This window comes from Paenilisteria rustica (assembly GCF_013820765.1).
Lineage (GTDB): Bacteria > Bacillota > Bacilli > Lactobacillales > Listeriaceae > Listeria_A > Listeria_A rustica.
Genome location: NZ_JABJVM010000009.1, coordinates 58,456 through 79,312, shown reverse-complemented (window position 1 = coordinate 79,312; position 20,857 = coordinate 58,456). Strand labels below are relative to the sequence as shown.

The window sequence follows — 20,857 nt, the reverse complement described above, 5'->3', positions numbered from 1 at the left end:
TTTAATGGTTTTCATAGTAGTCATAGCCTCGCCCCGCATCCGCCAAGCTATGCGAATCCGAGCCATAAACCAATTCAATCCCCAATCCTCGCGCCTCGTTCACTACATCAAGCGGTGGATACGTTTCTCCACAAAATTCCTTGTAAAGTCCCGCCGTGTTCCAATCCAACTGATATTCCCGCGCCTTAACATCCCTCAGCAAATCTGAAATATGGAGTCGCGTATCCTTTTTCATCCCAGTTTCTTCATTTACAAAAAAGCGCTGAAACTTCTGGCAAAGTGAAATATGCCCCAATCGCGTCGGCTTCGCTGGCCCTAAGTCAGCAAACAACGATTCTCGAATCAATGCATAATACCCCTTCTGAACTGCATCAAAGCTACCATAATACTTCAAAATTCCCGCCTCAAAATCCTCCGCTGAAAAATCAATAAAGCGCCAACCACCGACTCCTGGCATAAAGTGTAGCGACAAAACACCATCATCCATCTGCGAACCATACTCCCTTAACAACGCCCGCGTATCCTGCTCAAATCCCGGCAAAAAATCCACTTCTAAACCGACATGAACCCGAATCTGATCTTTATATTTACGCTTCATAGCATGCGCTCGCTCAAAATAAGCATCTAATTGATCCCATCGAATCGCTGCTGTCGCAATGTCTTCCATTGGATTCGCAATAACTTCCTCAAAGGCTCTCGGCATTGGTGGATGCTCCGTAATCGAGTAATCTGTAAACCCTAAAGTAATCGCCTTTTCAATCATCGCCTCTACCTTATCCCCCGAACCATGCGGACAAAATTCCGTATGCGTGTGTCCATCCCATTTTTTCACTTTGCATCGCTCCTTTTTTTGTTTATTGTATCATCACTCCGTCAAAAAAAGCCATGATAGTGTATATCATGGCTTCATACTAAGGATTACATGCTCGCTTTGCTCTCATGCATATTGGGGCCGTAACTCTTTTCTTTCGAACAGCCGGGAAGGATTACATGCTCGCTTTGCTCTCATGCATATTGGGGCTGTAACTCATTTCATTCGAACAGCCCCAACAATAATTATTTATCGACACGCTGATATTCTATTTCACTATAACTGGTATCCGCTTGATTTCTTTAAATTTCGCATCCACCGCTACAATTTCTAAATTATCCGCGCTGCTCGTAATTTTTTTGATGATATCTGTACATGTGTAGGTTCCTGTTATTGGATTCAAATCAGCTTGTTTTGCAACTTCACCGTTCACAAAAAGTCGCACGTATTTAATGTCTTTACCGTATGTTCCTGTTAGCGTTAGACTTCCAAATGCATAATCGTCGGCTGTTAACGCAAGATCAAGCGCAATCGGCTCCACGAAAACTGTTGTACGACCAACTTCCACGTAACCATTGTCTACTCCAACAACTTCTACTAAATCGGTATCTTTTAAAATACTTTTCTTAGCATTCTCAAAAATATAGCTACCGTCTGCTTTTATCGTTGCTTCTTGCACTGCTTTACCATTGACCCAAAGACGTACTTTACTGATATTCTTACCAATCGTACCAGTAAGTGGCAATGTACCAAATTTATACGTATCCGCTTTTATCCAGTTTTCTAGTGGAGAGCTCGTAACTTTTACTCTCACGCGTTTCACTTCCACATTTCGTGCATCAACACCAACGACTTCCACAACTTCATCCTTTGATACTACAAATTCAGAGATATCCATCACGCGGTAAGTTCCATCTGGATTAGTTGTCGCTTCGGCCACTGATACGCCATTTACCCAAAGAGAAACTTTTGTGATGTCTTTTCCGTATGTGCCTTCGATATTCGCCGTGTCCATTTGATATGAATTAGCTGTTAGCGCATAATCTTTGACGATAGAGCCTGTAATTTTCACTGAAACGCGTGTTAGTTCGATAAATTTAGAATCAACCGCTACGATTTCAACTTTGTCTGTTAGTGATTTGACATAGTTTGCTGCTTTTTCAATGGTAAACGTGCCATCTGCATTCAAAGTGGCTTGTGTCACAGCAATCCCGTTGACCCACAGACGAATTCGCGGAATGTCTTTGCCGTAAGTTCCTGTTATCGTTGCTTCACCTAGTTTGTAATCATTCGCAGCAAGGGTGATGTCTGCTCCTTTTGTTACATATATACTCGCTACGATTGTTTTGCCACTAAGTGGTTTTGTAGTGTATACAGTGAGGTACGTATTAATGACTTGTTTGGGTATCGAAACGCTGTACTTTCCGTTCGCGTCTGCCGTGCCTGATCCTAAAATAAGCGAGCCATTTCGAACAACCACGCTTGCATTCGGTTCGCCGCTTCCTGTTACCTCTGTTGTCAGTGTCGTCACCGGATTAATCGTGATTGGAGTAATGATATTGAATTCACTCTTTGCCTTATCCAAATCTTTCTGAATGCTCATTCTTGTTGTATAATCTACTACTAAATTGACCTGTGTCTGCGCTTTATTCAAGTCTATTTGATTTGTTGTTGGTTTGACATTATTCGCAGCATTGTCTCCAATAAACAGTTCATTGACTAGTTGACGCGCAAGTTCTTCTGGTGTCGGAACGGCTGTTACTTTCAAGTCTGCAATTAAATACGACACGTTTTGTACTTGTGCCCAAATCGCAACGGTATCGCCAACTGCTAAAGTGTTTGGGGACACGATACTCTTAATATTTCCGCTTACTGAACTCGTTGTCGTCATCGGATTATTATTTAACGTAAACTTGTAAGCATATTTCGCTTGTTCCGTATTATCCAATGCAAAAGTAGCCGCTTTATGATCAGCATTTAGCGTGATTCCTTGAAACGCATCGCGCGCGCCTACAAGTGTTTCGGCTTTATTCACATAGCTTTGTAGTACATCTTTTTCTGGTGATGCAGGTAGGACCGCGACTTTCATTTGCGCTGCTGCAACACTTGCCTTGCTCGCCGTTTTAGCCACCATTTTGGTAGGATCATTCGCCACAAACAGGCCTAAAACCGCGGTTTCTGCTTCTTCATAAGGTATGCCAATGACATCTTGTGTTGACTCTGTTGCCACAAAACGCTGTCCTTTAGAGTTCAGTAGGTTCACGTAAACTTTGACTTTCATGCCTTTTTCTAAAGTCACAGCTCCCATGTTGAGCCATGAGCCGTCTGCATCGTACCGATTCACACGATTTAGCGCTACCTTGTATGTATTGTCTGCCGTTGCCATGCCTGTTGTCATCGCGATTCTCGTGCCGGCTGCATTGTAAACCTCTGCGATGAAAACAGTTTGTGATTCGAGTTTTCCAGTGATTTCCGTTGCTCCGTTTAGAGCGCTGTCGATGGTTAATGAGGATTGGATTTTCGCGGTTAATTGGCTGATCGCCTTATCCAGAATCAATCGTAACTCGGCTTGCTGGATTGGATCTTCTAAAAGTGCCACATCTGCAATCGCATCGTTGACTGGTGTTTGATCTAGTCCCGCTCGAATATCATTTTTTGGGTCTTTACCTACAAATAATGCGTTGATTTCGGCTTTCACATTTCCGTAGATAGAGCCTTGTACTGCTTGGTTCGCTGCTTGTGCCCCAACTGGTGCCACTGCGATAACCGATCCTGCAAAAACATTCGCTGCTAAAAAAAGTAATGCTGTTTTCTTCATTATTCTATTCATTCTTTTCGCCCCTTTTGATTTATTTGTTCATAGTTCTACTTCAATCCTAGCAGTGTCCGCCTCGAAAAAAATACAATATTTCCGCTTTTTGCTGAAAATTAATGACACTTTAGACATATTTAGAAGATACAGCTCACTTATTTCTAGAATATTCTATGAATTTATTGGTATACTGGAGATATTCTTCCTTTTATATTTACAAAAACGCTTTAACCTGCTAATATGGTAATACAATAAAGTTTACGTGAAAAGGGGCTCGAAAATATGAAATGGAATCGGAATTTACCTATTGGAACCAGAGATAAACTTTTTAAAGAAGCGGCGTCGGCTTATGATATGGAGCATCTGGTGAATCGGTCGTTTCATGCGCGCGGGTATCAGAGAATTGAAACGCCTGTCATCGAATTTGATGATGTTTTCTCGGCGATTAGTGATGTGAATTTGTACCGATTTTTTGATAAAAAGGGGCGGTTGACGGTTTTGCGGCCAGATATGACGTCTCCGATTGGTCGGGTGATTAGTACGACGGGTGTGACGCCGCCACTCAAGCTTTCGTATAGCGGAAAGGTGTTTCGGGCGAACGAGGAATTGGCTGGGGAACGCAATGAAATGACGCAGGCTGGGATTGAAATTATCGGGTTTGCTTCTATTAAAGCGGAGATTGAATGCATTACGAGTGCGATTATGGTTTTGAAACAGCTGGGAATTAGTGATTTTCAAATTGAGATTGGGCACGCGGCGATTTATCAGGCGGTGATTCAGACGCTGGATTTGCAAGGTAGCGACGAGGAAGCTTTTCGCCAAGTGTTGCAGAATAAGAGTTTATTTGGGATTCGGGCGTTTGTGGAAAGCCATCCGAGTGTGATGGATGATTTTATTCTGGCATTACCGCGCTTATTTGGTTCGGTGGATACGATTCGGGAAGCGCAGGCGTTGACGGACAATGTCGTTATTTTGGAGGCATTGACGCAGATGGAGACGATTATTGAGGTCGTGAATGTGCCGGAGCATTTGTCGGTGGATATTGGTTTGGTGCAGGAGCTTCATTATTATACGGGCGCGATTTTCCGTGGTTATGCGGATATGTCGGCGGTTCATTTTTTGAGCGGTGGTCGTTATGATTCGCTTTTCGCTGAATTTGGTGAGGATAATTGGCCTGCTGTTGGGTTAGCGCTGAATTTGGATGAGATTGTATCGCTGAAGCGGCGGTCGTTGAAGGAGGATGCGCCGGACGCGAAAACGTTTATTCATTATTCGCTTGAAACGACGCATCTGGCGGAAAAAATTCTTGCCGAAACGCCTAATAGTTCGCTTAGTTTTTTCGATCAGCTGTCGGAGAGCGTTGCCTTTGCGAAGAAATGGCAATTTAGTAAAATTATTGATGTTAGCGACCATACTGTGCGCGAAATCGATCCGGAAAAGGAGGTTTTGACATGAAATCACTGCAAATTGCCTTAACGAAAGGACGCTTGGAGAAGTCCGCGGTAGCACTTTTGGAGCAGGCTGGTGTGGATTGTGCGATGTTACATGAGAAAAGTCGGAAGCTTATTTTTAAGAGTGAGGACGCGCCGTATTCGTTTATTTTGGCGAAGGCTCCGGACGTGACGACGTATGTGAAGCATGGTGTTGCGGATATCGGGATTGTTGGGAAAGACGTGCTGATGGAGCAGGACAAAGAGCATTACGAGATGCTGGATTTGAAAATTGGGCGGTGTCAGTTCTGCCTTGCGTCGACGCCCAGCTACGATCCTAGTGATTATAGGCGCAAAATTATCGCGACGAAATACCCGACGGTGGCGACGAAATATTTTCGCGAACGTGGCGAGGATGTCGAGATTATCAAGATTGAGGGTTCTGTTGAGATGGCACCAATTCTGGGACTCGCCGATGCGATTATCGATATCGTAGAAACTGGTTCGACGCTGCGTGAGAACGGCTTGGTTATTTTTGATACGATGTACGATATTTCGGCGCGGCTCATCGTGAACAAAGCGTCGCTGAAACGGAATAAAGCGCAAATTTTTGAATTGATTGATTTGTTGGAGAGAACGCTTGAGGAGGACGCGAAATGAGGTTTATTTCTGGAGATAAAAAGGCGATATTGGAGCAGTTACATAGCGCGACGAGTGCGGATACACAAGTCGAGACCGAGGCTTCTGTCAAAGCGATTATCGAGGATGTGAAAGCGAATGGTGATGCGGCGCTTTTTAGACTGACGGAGCAATTTGATGGGGTTCGATTAACGGATTTTAGAGTGGCGCAAAGTTTGCTGGACAATGCTTTGGATCACGTGGAAGCTGATTTTATCAAGGCGTTGGAACAGGCGAAGGTGAATATCCTGTCTTACCACCAAAAGCAGAAGCAATCTGGGTTTGTGGACACGGAGAAACATGGCGTGATGCGCGGTCAGCTCGTTCGTCCGCTTGAAACGGCTGGGATTTATGTTCCCGGTGGCACGGCAGCTTATCCTTCTTCCGTTTTGATGAACATTTTACCTGCTAAAATCGCTGGTGTGCCGCGGGTTATCATGGTGACACCGCCTGGAAAAGATGGCTTAAATCCGTATATTCTAGCTGCTGCGAAAATTGCGGGTGCCGATGAAGTTTATCAAATCGGGGGCGCGCAAGCCATTGCTGCTCTCGCGTTTGGGACTGAATCGATTCCAAAAGTGGATAAAATTGTTGGGCCAGGTAATATTTTTGTGGCGCTGGCAAAACGGGAAGTGTTTGGCATCGTGGATATCGATATGATTGCGGGGCCTTCAGAGGTTGTCGTGGTCGCGGACGCAACGGCGAATCCTCGTTTTGTTGCTGCGGATTTATTGTCGCAGGCGGAACATGATACGTTGGCGCGCGCGATTCTTATTACGACGAGTGCGGCGTTTGGTCAAGCCGTTGCTTCCGAAGTGGAAAAACAGCTTCAAACCCTTCCACGAGAAAAGATTGCTCGGGCTTCGATTGCCAATTTTGGACAGGTAATTGTCGCTGAATCTGTGGAAATCGCGTTCGATATTATGAATGAGATTGCGCCGGAGCATCTCGAAATCCAGTTGGAGAACCCGATGGATTATCTGAGTTATGTTAAAAATGCTGGCTCGGTTTTCTTGGGCGCTTATGCCTCCGAGCCGCTTGGTGACTATTTTGCGGGGCCGAATCATGTATTGCCGACGAGTGGAACTGCGCGCTTCTTCTCCCCACTCGGTGTCGCTGATTTCTGCAAACGGACCTCGTTTATTTCTTATACAAAAGACGCGCTGGCGAAGGAAAAAGATGCGATTGTACTGCTCGCTGAAAAGGAAGGCTTGACGGCGCACGCTCGCGCTATCGAAATTCGATTTGAGGAGGATGACGAAGATGAGAACAGCTAAAATAGAACGGAAAACCGCGGAAACATCGATTAAAATGGAGGTTTATTTGGACCAGCCGGAGAAATGCGAGATTAACACTGGGGTTGGCTTTCTTGATCACATGTTGACTTTATTTGCGAGGCATAGTCGAATTGGATTTGTTTGTGAGGCGATTGGAGATCTGGATGTCGATTCGCACCACACGGCGGAAGATGTCGGGATTGTGCTCGGCCAATGTTTGAAGGAAGCGCTTGGCGATAAAGCTGGTATTAATCGTTATGGTTCGGAATATGTGCCGATGGATGAGTCGCTTGGCTTTGTGGCGCTTGATCTCAGCGGGCGTTCATATCTCGTTTTTGATGCTTCGTTTGATAATCCGAAACTTGGTGATTTCGATACGGAACTGGTGGAAGAATTCTTCCAAGCGGTGGCGTTTAATGCTGCGATGAACCTGCATTGTCGCGTGCTTTACGGCAAAAATACACATCACAAAATTGAGGCGCTTTTTAAGGCGTTTGGGCGTGCTCTGCGTCAAGCAATCACGGTGAATCCTGATATTCAAGGGGTCAACTCGACGAAAGGTGTGCTGTAAATGCAGATCGCCATTATCGATTATGACGCTGGCAATACGAAAAGTGTGAGCAAGGCGCTTGATTTTATCGGGATTGAAAATACGATAACTGCTGTGAAAAAGACGATTTTAGAGGCGGATGGCATTATTTTGCCAGGTGTTGGCGCGTTTCCGCAAGCGATGGCGGCACTCGAAGAACGCGATTTAATTGCAGTTTTGCAAGAGGCTGTCGCACACGGAAAACCGCTACTTGGTGTTTGTCTCGGAATGCAATTATTGCTTGATTCTAGTGAAGAATTTGGCTATACGCAGGGACTTGGACTCATTCCTGGTCACGCGAAATTGCTGCCAGATACAGCGAAAATTCCGCATATGGGCTGGAATCAGTTGGAAGTGAAACAGGACTCGCCGTTAACGCGGGATCAGGATGGTAATTTTGTGTATTACGTGCATTCTTATTACGCGGTTTGCGACGCTAAGTACGTGATGGCATCCAGTGATTATTCCGTGGAAGTTCCCGGTATTATCGCCAATGAGAACGTGTATGGCGCCCAGTTTCACCCTGAAAAAAGCGGACAAGCAGGACTCGAAATTTTACAAGGATTTAAGGAGGTAATCACATGCGCATCTTCCCAGCAATAGATTTGAAAAACGGTCGTTGTGTGCGGCTATATCAAGGCGATTTCGCACAGGAAACCGTTGTAAACCCTGACCCAATCGCCCAAGCTACAGCGTTTAGTGAACAAGGCGCAACCTATTTACATATTGTCGATTTGGACGGTGCGCTTGAAGGAAAACCGATTAATCTGGACGTAATTCGCGCGATGAAAAAAGCAGCTGGGCTCCCCGTGCAAGTTGGTGGCGGCATTCGAACGATGAAACAAATCACGTTTTATCTCGAAGACGCTGGTATTGATCGTGTTATTATTGGCTCGGCGGCACTGGAAAACCCAGATTTAGTTCGTGACGCGGTGAAGCTTTATGGTGCCAAAATCGCGGTCGGAATTGACGCGAAAAATGGCTTTGTTGCAACGTCTGGTTGGCTTGATGTGAGCGCTACAGATTACTTGACGTTCGCAAAAGAAGTCGAAAAAAGCGGCGTCCAAACGATTATTTTTACGGATATCGCAAAAGACGGGACGCTCGAAGGTCCGAATTTGGAGCAACTTCAAGCTTTGCAAAAGGCGGTAAGTGTCGATATTATCGCATCTGGTGGCGTGAGTAATAAACAAGATTTGGTGCAGCTTTCCGAGCTCGGTTTATACGGCGCAATCTGCGGTAAAGCTTTGTACAACGGCAATATTTCGATGGCAGAAATCACGGAGGTGGAGAATCTTGCTGACTAAACGAATCATTCCATGCTTGGATGTGACGGATGGACGCGTCGTGAAAGGCATCAATTTCGTATCGCTAACCGATGTCGGTGATCCTGTCGAAATCGCCAAAGCTTACAATGAAGCTGGCGCGGACGAGCTCGTTTTCCTTGATATCACCGCAACCCATGAAGAACGCCGCACGATGATCGATGTCGTCGAACGCACCGCAGAACAAGTCTTCATCCCGCTTACTGTCGGCGGTGGCATCCATTCCGTCGCAAACATGAAAGCCTTACTTCAAGCTGGCGCGGATAAAATTTCACTGAATTCTGCGGCTCTCAAAAATCCCGATTTAATCGCGGAAGGCGCTGCCAAATTCGGCAATCAATGCATCGTTGTTGCCATCGATGCCAAATTTCACGCGGAAGATGATTCTTGGCACGTTTACAGTCGCGGCGGGCGTGAGGACACCGGTCTTGATGCCATCCAATGGGCAAAAAAAGCCGTCTCACTCGGCGCCGGTGAAATCCTGCTGACTAGCATGGACGGTGACGGCACCAAAGACGGTTACGATATCGCACTCACCGACGCGATTTGTAAAGCGGTCTCCGTTCCCGTTATCGCATCAGGCGGTTGTGGAAACGCCGATCACATGGCAGAAGTATTCGCCAAAACAGGCGCTGACGCCGCACTTGCCGCTTCAATTTTCCATTACGGCGAAATGACGATTCCAGAAGTCAAACAAATTTTGCAAGAGAAAGGAGTTGCGATTCGGCCATGACACTCGATTTTTCCAAAGGCCTCATCCCCGCGATTATCGTGGAGGACACGACTGGCGACGTCCTCATGCTCGCCTATATGAACGCCGAAAGCTATCAGAAGACGCTCGACACGAACACAACTTGGTTTTTCTCCCGTTCCCGTAACGAACTCTGGAATAAGGGCGCGACATCCGGCCACTTCCAGCACGTCAAAGAAATCCGTTCCGACTGCGACAACGACACACTCCTGATTCGCGTCGACCAAATCGGAGCCGCCTGCCACACTGGCGCGCACAGCTGTTTCTTCAATCTAGAAAAGGAAGTGACCGAAAAATGACGATTCTAACCGAACTTTACAACCAAATCAACGACCGCAAAACCACACCAAAAGAAGGCTCCTACACCAACTATCTATTCGACCGCGGACTCGATAAAATTTTGAAAAAAGTAGGCGAAGAAACGACCGAAGTAGTCATCGCTGCAAAAAATAACGACAACGCGGAACTCACATCCGAGCTCGCCGACCTGACCTACCACGTCCTCGTTTTGCTGGCAGAGAAAGGCCTAACACCCGACGACATCGCACGCGAACTCGAAAAACGCGAAGGCAAAATCAGCGTCACGAAAGACCGCAAGCCAATCGACGAATTATAAGGAGGCTCACTCACATGGTAAAATCATCGCTAAACACCCTATCCGCCTATAAACCAGGCAAACCATTAGAAGAAGTCCGCCGCGAACTAGGACTCAAAAAAATCACCAAACTCGCATCCAACGAAAACCCGTTCGGCACATCCAAAGCCGTCACGCGAATCCTCAAGGAAGACACGATTGATCTATCCTACTATCCCGACGGCGCCGGCCGAATTCTGCGCGAAAACATCGCCACTTTTCACGGCGTCGCGACAGATAATATCCTGCTCGGTTCAGGCCTCGATGACGTTATCCAAATCATCTCGCGCGCCATCCTAGAACCTGGCGACAACATCATCGAAGCCGCGCCGACCTTCTCCCAATACTCCCTTCATGCCACAATCGAAGGCGCCGAAACGCAGCGCATCCCAGTCGATGAGACAACCGGAAAATCCGACCTCATCGCCATGGCAAGCGCCGTCAATCCGCGCACAAAAATCATCTGGCTCTGCAACCCAAATAACCCGACAGGCACCATCTCCACCCAGCAAGAAGTCCTGTCCCTACTCGAATCCGTGCCCAAAGACGTCCTCGTAATCAGCGACGAAGCCTATTTCGAATACGCCACAACCACAGAATACCCAGATACATTCGCGCTCCTAGACCAATTTCCAAATCTCATCATCATGCGCACTTTTTCCAAAATTTACGGCTTAGCAGGCTTGCGCATCGGATACGCCATCATCCCAGACGCCCTAAAAGAGCCCCTCAACATCGTGCGGCTCCCATTCAATACATCATCGATCGCCCAATCCGCCGCAATCGCTGCACTTGCCGACCAAACCTTCGTCGAAAAATGCGTCACGGCCAACACCGAAGGCCTAAAGCAGTGGTACGACTTCTTAGACACACGCGGCCTAGCCTACTACAAATCAGACGGCAACTTCATCTTTTTCGACACCGAGCGCGACGCCGCCGAACTTTTCAACCAACTACTCCAAAAAGGCTTCATCGTACGCGCCGGACTCAAACCAAATTGGCTACGAATCACCATCGGATCCGAAGCCGAAAACCGCGAATGCATCCAAGCCTTAGCATCTATTTTAAACAATAAATAACGCACTCTAACACGTCTCTAAGCCTACTCTCATCACATTTTAATCAAAGTAGACCAACCTGACAAAACTGTCACATTGCCGTTTCAAAATGTAAGCCAAAGCGATGTTACAACTCCCCATTTAAAGTTATACTTGTTTTATTGGAGCAAGTCATCTTTTCCCCAAGATGATGTGGCGGCGACGATAAATAAAAATGAGCTTTCTTTTAAAGACCTAATACACGCTTCAAAAGAAAACTCATTTCCTATTCAAAATAGACGAGCATTACTCGCTTTGCTCCATATGGAGAATACATCCTATACCATAAAATTTCCCTGATATCCCTTTTATATCGTCGCCACCACATACTCCTAAAACTCCCTACAAGCACATGCGGTTCCCCCCGTGTGTGTTTTTTGTTGATGCACTTACGAAGCGTACTTAGCTGAGTTAGAGCATCAATATGCATGCGAACGCAGTTGAGCAGGTAATCCCCCAGCGACTCTTACACTCCAAACCACGAACCAACACCACACCAATACCAGCCACCCCAAGAAACTATTACTTCTTCCCGCTAGCCACAAAACACGAAATTCAATACCAAGCCCACCACCGCAACAATAACGGCAATCAACAACAATCCCGATTTCGTGTTTACATAATTGATTACATTCAATACCAGAAGTAACGACCAGATTTAATTTTGATGCATATAATCGCTTCATACCCGCGCTCACATCCTTACTTATTTCTATCTACTAGAAAGTTTTCCCCGTATTCTCCTCTACCCATTTGTCTAAACCAGTCTTCGGATAGTAAATATAGCCATCTATAGTAATACTAGGCAAATTCCCAAGCTTTTTCAGTTGCTTCATTTCTTTTTCACCAATGCCTAAATAAGACGTCACTCCGTCCTCGTCCAACAATGTTGTTTCCGAGTTCTCAACGTGGACTCCTATAGATGATCCATCATCCGACAGCTCAATTGGATTTGGGCTATCTTCCGAATCAGATAAGCCGCTTCCAATCATAAAACCAGCCACAATCACACAAATCCCAATAATCCACGCATGCTTATTCTCCATATCATTGTTCTCCCTCTTCTTATTCTATTTCCAAGACAGACTTATAGACACCTATCTTAACCAATTCATCCTATTGGATTAGTTCCTATATTCGCGATCATAATGCTATGTATATTTTAAGCAACCCTCATCATCCATTTCCTAATCTAATTCTTTAATTTCAGAAACAGACTTATCCACATCATATTTAGCCAACGCCCCTAATTCGGCTGACATGTCAATAGATTCCTCAAAATGCCCGTCATAAATATCCGCACTGAAATTCAAATTCTTATCACCATTTACATAACCATCTATATAAGGTATGCCCATCGGTGTTACGCCAGTCTTGGTTATTTCAACATTACTAATATCCTTATAATTGTATTTCAGGTAAGTTTCAATCCGATTTTTTTCAACAAGCATCTGAGCCTCTTGCTTATTTTCCACATTATTGTTCATAATAACTATTCCTCCTATCGCTATTGCTACGAGTACACACAATGAACCCACAATGATTATCCGCTTCTTCAAACCCATCACCTCTTGGATAATTATATCATATAAAGCTCTATTCTGTTATAATGGTGGTAATTCCTGTTATGTACTACAAAAAAGGAGCATACTGATGATAAAAGACGAGCTGAATTTCGAACTATCCAATAAAATATATAAAGATGCAAACTTAGAACAAGGTCACATTATGAAAATCACCAATCAAAAATGGGTTACATTGGACTCCATAAATACTAAAGATAGCCTACAAGGTGCTGCAGTGGTAACACTAAAAGAGTACAACGATTGGAAATCAGGTAAACTAAAAGAATTCTCACATATTATTTTTGCATCGCGAGGTTCTCAGGAGGCAAAAGACTTCGTCGTTGATGCCAAATTAGCCACGCCATCCAAGCCAGAAGCTGGAGATCAATTTTATGATTACGACCAATTTGTCAGCAAAACTATTAGCAAATATACAACGAAAGATTACAGTTTTACTGGTCACAGTTTAGGCGGCGCACTTGCTCAATATGAATCTGTAAAACATCTAAAGCCCGCAACTACTTTTGCAGCAGCCAGAAGTTTCAATAAACTAACTGATGAAGAACAAGCAAAAGCAAAAAACGGTGACTACAATTTTCCATGGAACGTAATGATACCAAGCATTCTGTCCTAAATATTTTTAATCTATCTGGGCATATGCCTAACACTTTTACAGGGCGTTTCAATTCTAACGGCTCTGCAAAACTAGCTATTTCACCTGATGATATTCAACAACTAGGCAACCGCATTAAAAATTTATCACTACATATAGATAATATGATACGTTCCCTTGAAGAAGCCCGTGACTTTGAAGAAAGTAAAATACGCTCGCTCAAAAACAAAATGTATAATGAAACATACGGCGGTACGTATAGTCGCTTAACTGAATATGATGTAGATGATATGTTACAATATCTATCAAAAAATAAAGCAGGGGGCATTTACCGACTGCATGACGATGAAGAATTAGTCGATTTTGTTAGCCGCTTAAGAAAAATAAAACAAGAACTATATGAATTCGGTGATAACGTTGGCTATGCTGGGTATAAATTCAAAGAACAAGATGCTGACCTTGGCAATATTCTATCAAGGATTTTATCATAGAATAGGAGTTAATAATGGATTATTCAAATATGTTAGCCGATATAGATAAAGCACTGGAAAACGCCATTGCACTCGGTTCTAAGCAAGCTATCGACAGCTTGCAATCTGAGAAAACATACATCGAGCGTCAAGCACAATTGACTCTGTTACATGCAGAACTAGAGCAAGCAAGAAATGAGATTTCAGCTGAAACTAAAGAAATACTTAACGGCAACACCCAACTCTTTGAAGAATGGTTTCATGAATTAACAAGCATAGAAAATCAACTAAAAATTTCTTTCGAGAGTAAAACGGGGCAAGCAATTGGGACTTCACTCATGGACAAACGCAACAAACTTTGTCAATACTATGCCCAAGACTATCGAGAGTTACAGAGCAGCTTTAAAGTCAGAACGTTTTAAAGAGAATAAGCGAGTAATCATCATTCCGCATGGTTACTCGCTTATTCTAGCCCATCAAAGCGGCTTCACAACAGTCGGCTGATAATCAATTAAAATCATCGACCGCTCTCCAGCCTCGTCATCCTCACCCTTACGCACCGCACTCACATAATGGCTCACCGCCACATCCGCAACTCCGTAAGACTCCAAACCTTCCGTCAACGCAAAATCCGCAAAAATATGCCCCTCATCAATATCTTCTGGGAACTGATCCACATCATCCACCGTCGCAATCACATTCTCTCCACCAACAACATTCTGGCGTCTCACCAAATGCGCAAACGTAAACGGCTCCCCGTCTCGATGCAAACAATTCGGCGATGAAACCGCCTCGTCCCCATCACGCTCCACCTTCAACTTCACAAAATGCACACCCACATTCACCGGCATCACCATATCCCGCGCGTCCCAATACGTCTGCGCAAAATCAAACTGAATAATCCGCTTCAAAAGCTCATTTTCAAGCATCGCCGGCCGCAGCATTGGAAAACTACGATACGCATCCTTAAACTCCGGATTAAACGTCCCTTGAAAATACTCCGCAACCGCTTCCCCGTCCGCATTCACCATCGCCGGCAACCATTCCACCTGATTTGACCACGGCAAAATAACCGCACGCGAAAAACGGCGATAACGATGAAGTCCAGCTGCATAAGCATCCATCGGCAAATCCTCAAAAGCCCGCTCAATCTCGGCAAACTGTTCCGCAATCCAAATCGTATCCTTCTTATATAAATGACCAATATCCGCTCCCGCATCGAACCGAATAAAGCCTTTTTCTAACATATCATTTTTGTACACTATTCATTCCCTCATTTCTTTTCAAAACTCCCTCTCATTGTAACATTCCGAAGCCGCTCAAAGAAAGCGTTTATAAATTGCGCACCTTGTTAAAAAAATCAGAAAAATCGTTTTTTTACCTTGTAACCTTGACCTTTTTCATGTAAACTAACATTATAAGTGAAATTTCAGAATAACAAAGCCCTGAAAAATAAGAACAAACGCAAGTATCTATATCCCATTCAATGATACGTTTATTCTCACTTAAAATAAAACCACAAGGAGCGATTCAATATGGTACAATCAACAACACTGACAAAAGAAGTCGAGGCTGCCGAAAGCTACACGGCACGTATCTTTGAAACAGTAAAAAAACGCAACCCTTCCGAAAGCGAGTTCCACCAAGCAGTCGAAGAATTTTTACAATCCTTAGTCCCTGTTTTAGCAAAAGAGCCAAAATATGAGGCAGCTGGAATTTTAGAAAGATTGACCGAGCCAGAACGACTCATCACATTCCGCGTCCCTTGGGTAGACGATAACGGCAATGTCAAAGTCAACCGTGGTTTCCGCGTGCAATTCAATAGCGCTATCGGTCCATATAAAGGCGGACTTCGTTTTCACCCATCCGTAAACGGCAGCATCGTCAAATTTCTTGGGTTCGAGCAAATTTTCAAAAACTCCTTAACTGGCTTGCCAATCGGTGGCGGTAAAGGTGGTTCCGACTTCGATCCTAAAGGCAAATCAGACAATGAAGTTATGCGTTTTTGCCAGAGCTTCATGTCCGAATTACAGAAATACATTGGGCCAAATACCGACGTTCCAGCTGGTGATATCGGTGTCGGAGCTCGCGAAATCGGCTTCCTATTCGGTCAATACAAGCGCCTAAACGCCTTCGATGCCGGCACATTAACAGGTAAAGGCCTGAACTACGGCGGAAGTTTAACACGTACCGAAGCAACCGGTTACGGCGTCGTGTACTTCACACAAGAAATGCTCCAAGACAAAGCTGATTCCCTAAAAGGCAAAAAAGTCATCGTTTCCGGTTCAGGTAACGTCGCGATTTATGCCATCGAAAAAGCCCACGAACTTGGCGCAACCGTCATTGCATGTAGCGATTCAAGCGGCTATATCCGAGACGAAAACGGCATCAACGTCGCAACCGTCAAACAATTAAAAGAGCAGGAACGTAAACGCATCAGCGAATACACGACGCATCATCCAAATGCCACTTTTGTCGCAAACGGAGATATTTGGTCCCTATCCGCTGACATCGCATTACCTTGCGCAACACAAAATGAAATCAACGCAGATCAAGCCGCGACACTCGTTAAAAATGGCGTCATCGCTGTAGCAGAAGGTGCGAACATGCCATCCACACTCGATGCTGTCGCTGTATTCCAAGAAAATGATGTGTTATTCGGACCTGCCAAAGCCGCAAATGCTGGTGGAGTTGCTGTATCAGCGTTAGAAATGGCTCAAAACAGTATCCGGATGAGCTGGACTTTTGAAGAAGTCGATTCTCACTTGAAATCGATCATGAAAAATATCTACAAAAACGCTAGCGCCACGGCATCAGCTTACGATGCATCCGGTAATCTAGTCGTTGGTTCCAACATCGCCGGTTTCCTCAAAGTTGCCGATAGCATGTTGACGGAAGGTATTATCTAAACAGCTAAAAGACCAAATAATGACGGATTGCTTCCCTCACTATTCGGTCTTTTTTCTGCTATATTCTAATGTGTTAGTCTCAATATTATGCGTCAGTGTACTCCCTGCACCAACAACGGCGTTCGCACCAATACTGATATTCGGCACCACGACACTCCCGGCACCAATCAATACGTTATCTTCCACCGTACATCCGCCCGTCACAACACTTCCCGGAGCAAAATGAACAAAATTCCCAACCGAAATGTCATGTTCCACAGTAGCTCCGCTGTTTACAATAACATGTTTTCCAAGCACCGTATTCGCCTGAACGATCGATCCTGCCATCACTAAGCTGCCCTCGCCGATTTCCACCGTTGCCTCGATAAACGCAGTCGGATGAACGATCACCGCAAATTTTTTCCCAGCCAAAGCCAAGGTTCTAGCGATTTTTTTCCGAATGTCATTATCACCAATCGCTACAAAAAAGGCAACATCGGCATCCATTTGCGTCAATCCTTGTAATTTTTCGTCGAGTGATGTATAGAAAATCCCTTCTCGCGCAACGGATTCACGATACTTATCATCCCAGACCTCGGTCAGCCGATACGTCCCACTCTCCCGAACGATATTCTGAACCATTTTACTATGCCCGCCGTCGCCAATAATAATGAGCGATGCCACCGACGATTCTTTTTTCCTAAATAAAAATGGCGCCACCTTCCGGATATCCTCCCATTTCACAAACAATACATCACGAAACGGCACTTTATATTTCCGCTTAAACCAAAACAGCATCGTCATGCCACAAAAGGCATACGAAACCACAGAAGCAAACGCAGAACCATAAATATGAAACGATGGAATAAGCGCCACATTCAAGCCAATGTTCAGTAACACACTAATGAGCAATGTGATGAAGTAAAAGCGCCATCCACCATTTGCCGAAAACAGCGTTCCAATAATTTTCGTATACACCATAAAAGGAACCGCCAAAAACATCAATACAACAATTGGATACGCCGCTACAAAATCTGCTCCGAATAAGAAGCCCAGTATCGGTTTTCCAAACACAATCACCATAATCGCAACGAGAACAACCGCCGTGAAACCTAACCGAATCGAAAATGTCATGCGTTTGATATCATCTTTTCGCGCATTATGATGGAACATGACCTCTTTAAAAATATCCGGAATCATCCACGAATACTCCGCAAGCGCCACACCCGTGCTATACAACCCAATATGATAAAAATCAACGGACATCATTTTCAAAATAATAATATCTGCTTGATAATTAATCGCGATTAAAAAAGAGGTCAACAACGGGAGAAAGGCCAGCGCTGTCATCTTCTTATATTTCACTGGAACAATCGTAAACTTAAAGTCCTTATCCCACAACGACACTAGAGAAAAGACCATCGATACATAGCTTTTCAATCCGAAAATAATCAAGATCAGATACAGATTTTCACTCGTCAGAAAAAAGGCGAGAGTAATCAATCCTGTATTGATAAGCGATGACATAATAATAATCATCGACTGCTGCTTCAAATTTTCCACTAGATTAATCTGTGTCACTTGTAAATTCAGCACATTCACACTAATCAGCATCGCCGTTATACTTAAAACTACATTTTTCGTGATAATCATAATCAGCATAGAAATGATTAAATACAGGAAAAACTGGAGGAAAGAATAGCTCACAAAAAGATTTTTAGCACGCTTATCTTGTTTTCTAAAATGCGGATAAATGAGCGAAATACCCAAATTTAGAATCGTCGTCCCTACAATCACAACATTGACGATAAACATATATTCCCCGCGCATCGCAGGCCCAAAATATCTCGCCACCAGCATCAAACTAATAATCCCATTAAGAACGACGAACCCCTTTTTAACAAAAGTCAGGAAGAACGCATTATTAAACATGTTTGAAGCGAAACTCATAGCACTGTTTCCTGCGTGCGAATCACACGAGCTGGCACGCCACCAATAATCGTATGTGGCTCAAAATTCTTCGTTACTACCGCGTTGGCCCCAACAGTTGTACCTTCTGCCACCGTAACTCCCGCATTAATCACCGCATGACTCGCGAGCCACGAACCTTTTCCAATGACGACACCATCCGGCTTGTAATCCATCGAAACCTCACCATTTTCATACACATGTTTCGACGTCACAATCACACACATCGGCCCAACCGAAACATTCCGCTCAATCTTCAAACCGCCCGTACCGTTCAAATAACATTGGTGCGCAATATACACATCATCGCTAATACTAATGAGGTCCGGACGATTAATAATAACCCGCGCTCCAATCCTGAAATTAGACCCACATTGCTTAAAAAACGGACGCATCAACCGACCACGAATTTTCGTCGTAATATCTGTATTCGGCATCCACGCAGTCAATAATTGAATACAGTGCATTGGCAAAACATATCGGAAAAACAGTTTTTTCTTACTCATAATGAACATCTCCTAAACGTTTCTTGTAAACAATTTTGCGATTCACATAGTAAACAATTAAAAACAGCGCCAAGTTATAACTCAAATCATTGATAATATTCATCGTATTCTGCCCCATCAACATCCCCATTCGCGTACAAACTAATGTAAGGAAATAGAACATCTCGATAGAACGCGTCTGATCAATTTTGGATTGAATGAAGTAAGCCAGACAAACCACTAACACCGACAACAACGGCGACAATAAATAACCAAAAAACAAGTTCCCTTGCCCGATCATTGGCAAAATTTGCGTCGCATGATCCGAATAAAAATAACGTTGATTAAAGAAAATATTCGAATACTCAAACGGCAAATCTTTCACCAACATGTTAACCCCAATCATCGGTCTAAAAATATCGAAAAACAGTACACTCCAATGTTGCGCTTCTGGGTAAATCAGCTTCGTTTCAAGCGCCATCGCCACATTATACGGTCCGCCAAAATACACTTGTAAATTATCCGTAAAATCCGTAACCCCACTCGTGCCACCAGATATCGAGGCAATATTTCGCACCGTACTCATAATCAAAAGAATTCCAACGAGCATTCCGACGACAAGCAATACAACGAGTTTGAAATACTTCGGAAACAACAATCGAAATGTCACTAAACTAACAATCGCAACTAACACAATATCTGAACGATTCGTACCGATAAATATGCCAATATTAGCAAATAAAGCACCTATCGCAATCCACACATAGAGTAACTGACTTGTTGCCCGATGCCTCTTATGCGCCCACCACGTAACCATAATGAAAACAAGCTGCTTCGCTAAAATAAACATGTAGCCACCAAGCATAACCATCACATTACTATCTTCCATCACGTCCACTAAATCCGGTTTTGGAATAAAGAAGCTAATCGATGAAATCACATTTGGTATTCCAAGCGCCGCCACAATAGCCACGACGATAAACACAGCATATCCAAAATAACTTTTCGTTTCATCAAATGGTTGCTGCGTATTTCTCGGTTTGTATTTCTTATTTTGGAAGTAATCCAGTATTCCAATGACAATCGTCACGACAATAAGCTCATACACCATTAAATAAATCGCCGTTTCCATCGAGCCTGCAAGCGGCGGTTCCGGTGATCTGCCTCCATAATAATCATTGAACACGATAAAATAAGGCAACACGACAAATCTAGCAAATCCAATTCCCGTAAAAACAATGAGAAATACTTTGAACCGCTGAAATAAGGCTCTCGAAAAGACTAACAAGAAACAAATCGTAAATGTCAATGGTAATAAATAGAGTCGCTCATAACCACTTGCATTGATATTTCCTGCCACGTAGAAAGTGACAAATCCACCGATGCCGAGCATGATTACATTTACTGCTATAACGTAGAATTGTTTAGGAATTTTTATTGGCATATTTATTCATACATCCTTCA

Annotated in this window: 22 protein-coding genes; 14 read left to right on the top strand and 8 right to left on the bottom strand. The window is 44.1% G+C overall.

From position 1 onward, the window contains the following. Position 1 precedes the first annotated feature (1 nt). Both hisJ and HPK16_RS10070 read right to left on the bottom strand, forming a co-directional pair. Positions 2-832 (bottom strand): histidinol-phosphatase HisJ, encoded by an 831-nt coding sequence (hisJ, locus tag HPK16_RS10075; RefSeq protein WP_181676844.1) that lies wholly within the window; start codon positions 830-832, stop codon positions 2-4. A 247-nt stretch (positions 833-1,079) separates the two neighbouring features. Next, entirely contained in the window at positions 1,080-3,641 is a 2,562-nt protein-coding gene (locus HPK16_RS10070) for an immunoglobulin-like domain-containing protein (protein ID WP_181676843.1), read from the bottom strand. Between the two features lie 264 nt (positions 3,642-3,905). Between HPK16_RS10070 and hisZ the strand changes: the two genes are divergently transcribed. The 10 genes from hisZ to hisC are packed head-to-tail and all read left to right on the top strand — an operon-like array spanning position 3,906 to position 11,386. After that, entirely contained in the window at positions 3,906-5,078 is a 1,173-nt protein-coding gene (hisZ, locus tag HPK16_RS10065; protein WP_181676842.1) for an ATP phosphoribosyltransferase regulatory subunit, read from the top strand. After that, positions 5,075-5,713 carry an ATP phosphoribosyltransferase gene (gene hisG / locus HPK16_RS10060; RefSeq protein ID WP_181676841.1) on the top strand — a complete coding sequence of 213 codons (639 nt, stop codon included), beginning with the start codon at positions 5,075-5,077 and terminating at the stop codon, positions 5,711-5,713. Before hisZ ends, hisG begins: the two co-directional genes overlap by 4 nt. Then, a complete protein-coding gene (gene hisD, locus HPK16_RS10055; protein ID WP_181676840.1) occupies positions 5,710-7,008 on the top strand; it encodes a histidinol dehydrogenase in 1,299 nt (432 codons plus the stop codon). The genes hisG and hisD overlap by 4 nt, the downstream gene beginning before the upstream one ends. Next, positions 6,995-7,579 (top strand): imidazoleglycerol-phosphate dehydratase HisB, encoded by a 585-nt coding sequence (gene hisB, locus HPK16_RS10050; RefSeq protein WP_036059941.1) that lies wholly within the window; start codon positions 6,995-6,997, stop codon positions 7,577-7,579. The genes hisD and hisB overlap by 14 nt, the downstream gene beginning before the upstream one ends. Further along, positions 7,580-8,200 carry an imidazole glycerol phosphate synthase subunit HisH gene (gene hisH, locus HPK16_RS10045; protein ID WP_181676839.1) on the top strand — a complete coding sequence of 207 codons (621 nt, stop codon included), beginning with the start codon at positions 7,580-7,582 and terminating at the stop codon, positions 8,198-8,200. Beyond that, positions 8,179-8,904, top strand: coding sequence for a 1-(5-phosphoribosyl)-5-[(5-phosphoribosylamino)methylideneamino]imidazole-4-carboxamide isomerase (gene hisA / locus HPK16_RS10040; RefSeq protein WP_181676838.1), 726 nt, complete (start codon positions 8,179-8,181; stop codon positions 8,902-8,904). The genes hisH and hisA overlap by 22 nt, the downstream gene beginning before the upstream one ends. Then, entirely contained in the window at positions 8,894-9,655 is a 762-nt protein-coding gene (gene hisF, locus HPK16_RS10035; protein WP_036059938.1) for an imidazole glycerol phosphate synthase subunit HisF, read from the top strand. Before hisA ends, hisF begins: the two co-directional genes overlap by 11 nt. Further along, on the top strand, positions 9,652-9,972 hold the full coding sequence (hisI, locus tag HPK16_RS10030; RefSeq protein ID WP_181676837.1) for a phosphoribosyl-AMP cyclohydrolase: 321 nt from the start codon (positions 9,652-9,654) through the stop codon (positions 9,970-9,972). The genes hisF and hisI overlap by 4 nt, the downstream gene beginning before the upstream one ends. A 2-nt stretch (positions 9,973-9,974) precedes the next feature. Next, on the top strand, positions 9,975-10,289 hold the full coding sequence (hisE, locus tag HPK16_RS10025) for a phosphoribosyl-ATP diphosphatase (protein WP_036059979.1): 315 nt from the start codon (positions 9,975-9,977) through the stop codon (positions 10,287-10,289). A gap of 14 nt (positions 10,290-10,303) precedes the next feature. Further along, positions 10,304-11,386 (top strand): histidinol-phosphate transaminase, encoded by a 1,083-nt coding sequence (hisC, locus tag HPK16_RS10020; protein ID WP_181676836.1) that lies wholly within the window; start codon positions 10,304-10,306, stop codon positions 11,384-11,386. Between the two features lie 737 nt (positions 11,387-12,123). On the opposite strand, the gene HPK16_RS10015 is transcribed toward hisC, so the two are convergent. After that, positions 12,124-12,450 (bottom strand): hypothetical protein, encoded by a 327-nt coding sequence (locus HPK16_RS10015; protein WP_181676835.1) that lies wholly within the window; start codon positions 12,448-12,450, stop codon positions 12,124-12,126. A 141-nt stretch (positions 12,451-12,591) separates the two neighbouring features. After that, the gene (locus tag HPK16_RS10010) at positions 12,592-12,891 is read right to left on the bottom strand and encodes a DUF1433 domain-containing protein (protein WP_246369379.1); all 300 of its coding nucleotides are present in this window, start codon (positions 12,889-12,891) and stop codon (positions 12,592-12,594) included. 166 nt (positions 12,892-13,057) lie between these two features. Here HPK16_RS10010 and HPK16_RS10005 point away from each other — a divergent pair, with 166 nt between their 5' ends. From HPK16_RS10005 to HPK16_RS09995, 3 genes are read left to right on the top strand one after another with little or no spacing between them, the layout of a single operon-like run. After that, a complete protein-coding gene (locus HPK16_RS10005) occupies positions 13,058-13,603 on the top strand; it encodes a Tle-like phospholipase domain-containing protein (RefSeq protein WP_181676833.1) in 546 nt (181 codons plus the stop codon). Then, complete coding sequence (locus HPK16_RS10000) at positions 13,570-14,073, top strand: hypothetical protein (RefSeq protein WP_181676832.1); 504 nt, start codon at positions 13,570-13,572, stop codon at positions 14,071-14,073. Before HPK16_RS10005 ends, HPK16_RS10000 begins: the two co-directional genes overlap by 34 nt. Positions 14,074-14,087: 14 nt before the next feature. Then, positions 14,088-14,474 (top strand): hypothetical protein, encoded by a 387-nt coding sequence (locus HPK16_RS09995; protein WP_181676831.1) that lies wholly within the window; start codon positions 14,088-14,090, stop codon positions 14,472-14,474. A 54-nt stretch (positions 14,475-14,528) separates the two neighbouring features. Here the strand turns inward: HPK16_RS09995 and HPK16_RS09990 are convergent, their stop codons facing one another. Continuing rightward, positions 14,529-15,314 (bottom strand): 2OG-Fe dioxygenase family protein, encoded by a 786-nt coding sequence (locus HPK16_RS09990; protein WP_181676830.1) that lies wholly within the window; start codon positions 15,312-15,314, stop codon positions 14,529-14,531. A gap of 273 nt (positions 15,315-15,587) precedes the next feature. Between HPK16_RS09990 and gdhA the strand changes: the two genes are divergently transcribed. Further along, positions 15,588-16,961 carry an NADP-specific glutamate dehydrogenase gene (gdhA, locus tag HPK16_RS09985; RefSeq protein WP_181676829.1) on the top strand — a complete coding sequence of 458 codons (1,374 nt, stop codon included), beginning with the start codon at positions 15,588-15,590 and terminating at the stop codon, positions 16,959-16,961. Positions 16,962-17,000: 39 nt separating this feature from the next. On the opposite strand, the gene HPK16_RS09980 is transcribed toward gdhA, so the two are convergent. From HPK16_RS09980 to HPK16_RS09970, 3 genes are read right to left on the bottom strand one after another with little or no spacing between them, the layout of a single operon-like run. Beyond that, positions 17,001-18,890, bottom strand: coding sequence for a NeuD/PglB/VioB family sugar acetyltransferase (locus HPK16_RS09980; protein ID WP_181676828.1), 1,890 nt, complete (start codon positions 18,888-18,890; stop codon positions 17,001-17,003). Continuing rightward, complete coding sequence (locus tag HPK16_RS09975) at positions 18,887-19,414, bottom strand: acyltransferase (protein WP_181676827.1); 528 nt, start codon at positions 19,412-19,414, stop codon at positions 18,887-18,889. Before HPK16_RS09975 ends, HPK16_RS09980 begins: the two co-directional genes overlap by 4 nt. Next, a complete protein-coding gene (locus HPK16_RS09970; protein ID WP_181676826.1) occupies positions 19,407-20,837 on the bottom strand; it encodes a hypothetical protein in 1,431 nt (476 codons plus the stop codon). The genes HPK16_RS09975 and HPK16_RS09970 overlap by 8 nt, the downstream gene beginning before the upstream one ends. Positions 20,838-20,857 lie beyond the last annotated feature (20 nt).

Bases quoted from the DNA above. Each gene is read 5' to 3' on its own strand.
- HPK16_RS10070 (WP_181676843.1), bottom strand. From the start codon at position 3,641: ATGAATAGAATAATGAAGAAAACAGCATTACTTTTTTTAGCAGCGAAT.
- hisZ (WP_181676842.1), top strand. From the start codon at position 3,906: ATGAAATGGAATCGGAATTTACCTATTGGAACCAGAGATAAACTTTTT.
- hisG (WP_181676841.1), top strand. From the start codon at position 5,075: ATGAAATCACTGCAAATTGCCTTAACGAAAGGACGCTTGGAGAAGTCC.
- hisD (WP_181676840.1), top strand. From the start codon at position 5,710: ATGAGGTTTATTTCTGGAGATAAAAAGGCGATATTGGAGCAGTTACAT.
- hisB (WP_036059941.1), top strand. From the start codon at position 6,995: ATGAGAACAGCTAAAATAGAACGGAAAACCGCGGAAACATCGATTAAA.
- hisH (WP_181676839.1), top strand. From the start codon at position 7,580: ATGCAGATCGCCATTATCGATTATGACGCTGGCAATACGAAAAGTGTG.
- hisA (WP_181676838.1), top strand. From the start codon at position 8,179: ATGCGCATCTTCCCAGCAATAGATTTGAAAAACGGTCGTTGTGTGCGG.
- hisI (WP_181676837.1), top strand. From the start codon at position 9,652: ATGACACTCGATTTTTCCAAAGGCCTCATCCCCGCGATTATCGTGGAG.
- hisC (WP_181676836.1), top strand. From the start codon at position 10,304: ATGGTAAAATCATCGCTAAACACCCTATCCGCCTATAAACCAGGCAAA.
- HPK16_RS10015 (WP_181676835.1), bottom strand. From the start codon at position 12,450: ATGGAGAATAAGCATGCGTGGATTATTGGGATTTGTGTGATTGTGGCT.
- HPK16_RS10010 (WP_246369379.1), bottom strand. From the start codon at position 12,891: ATGAACAATAATGTGGAAAATAAGCAAGAGGCTCAGATGCTTGTTGAA.
- HPK16_RS10005 (WP_181676833.1), top strand. From the start codon at position 13,058: ATGATAAAAGACGAGCTGAATTTCGAACTATCCAATAAAATATATAAA.
- HPK16_RS10000 (WP_181676832.1), top strand. From the start codon at position 13,570: ATGGAACGTAATGATACCAAGCATTCTGTCCTAAATATTTTTAATCTA.
- HPK16_RS09995 (WP_181676831.1), top strand. From the start codon at position 14,088: ATGGATTATTCAAATATGTTAGCCGATATAGATAAAGCACTGGAAAAC.
- gdhA (WP_181676829.1), top strand. From the start codon at position 15,588: ATGGTACAATCAACAACACTGACAAAAGAAGTCGAGGCTGCCGAAAGC.
- HPK16_RS09980 (WP_181676828.1), bottom strand. From the start codon at position 18,890: ATGAGTTTCGCTTCAAACATGTTTAATAATGCGTTCTTCCTGACTTTT.
- HPK16_RS09975 (WP_181676827.1), bottom strand. From the start codon at position 19,414: ATGAGTAAGAAAAAACTGTTTTTCCGATATGTTTTGCCAATGCACTGT.
- HPK16_RS09970 (WP_181676826.1), bottom strand. From the start codon at position 20,837: ATGCCAATAAAAATTCCTAAACAATTCTACGTTATAGCAGTAAATGTA.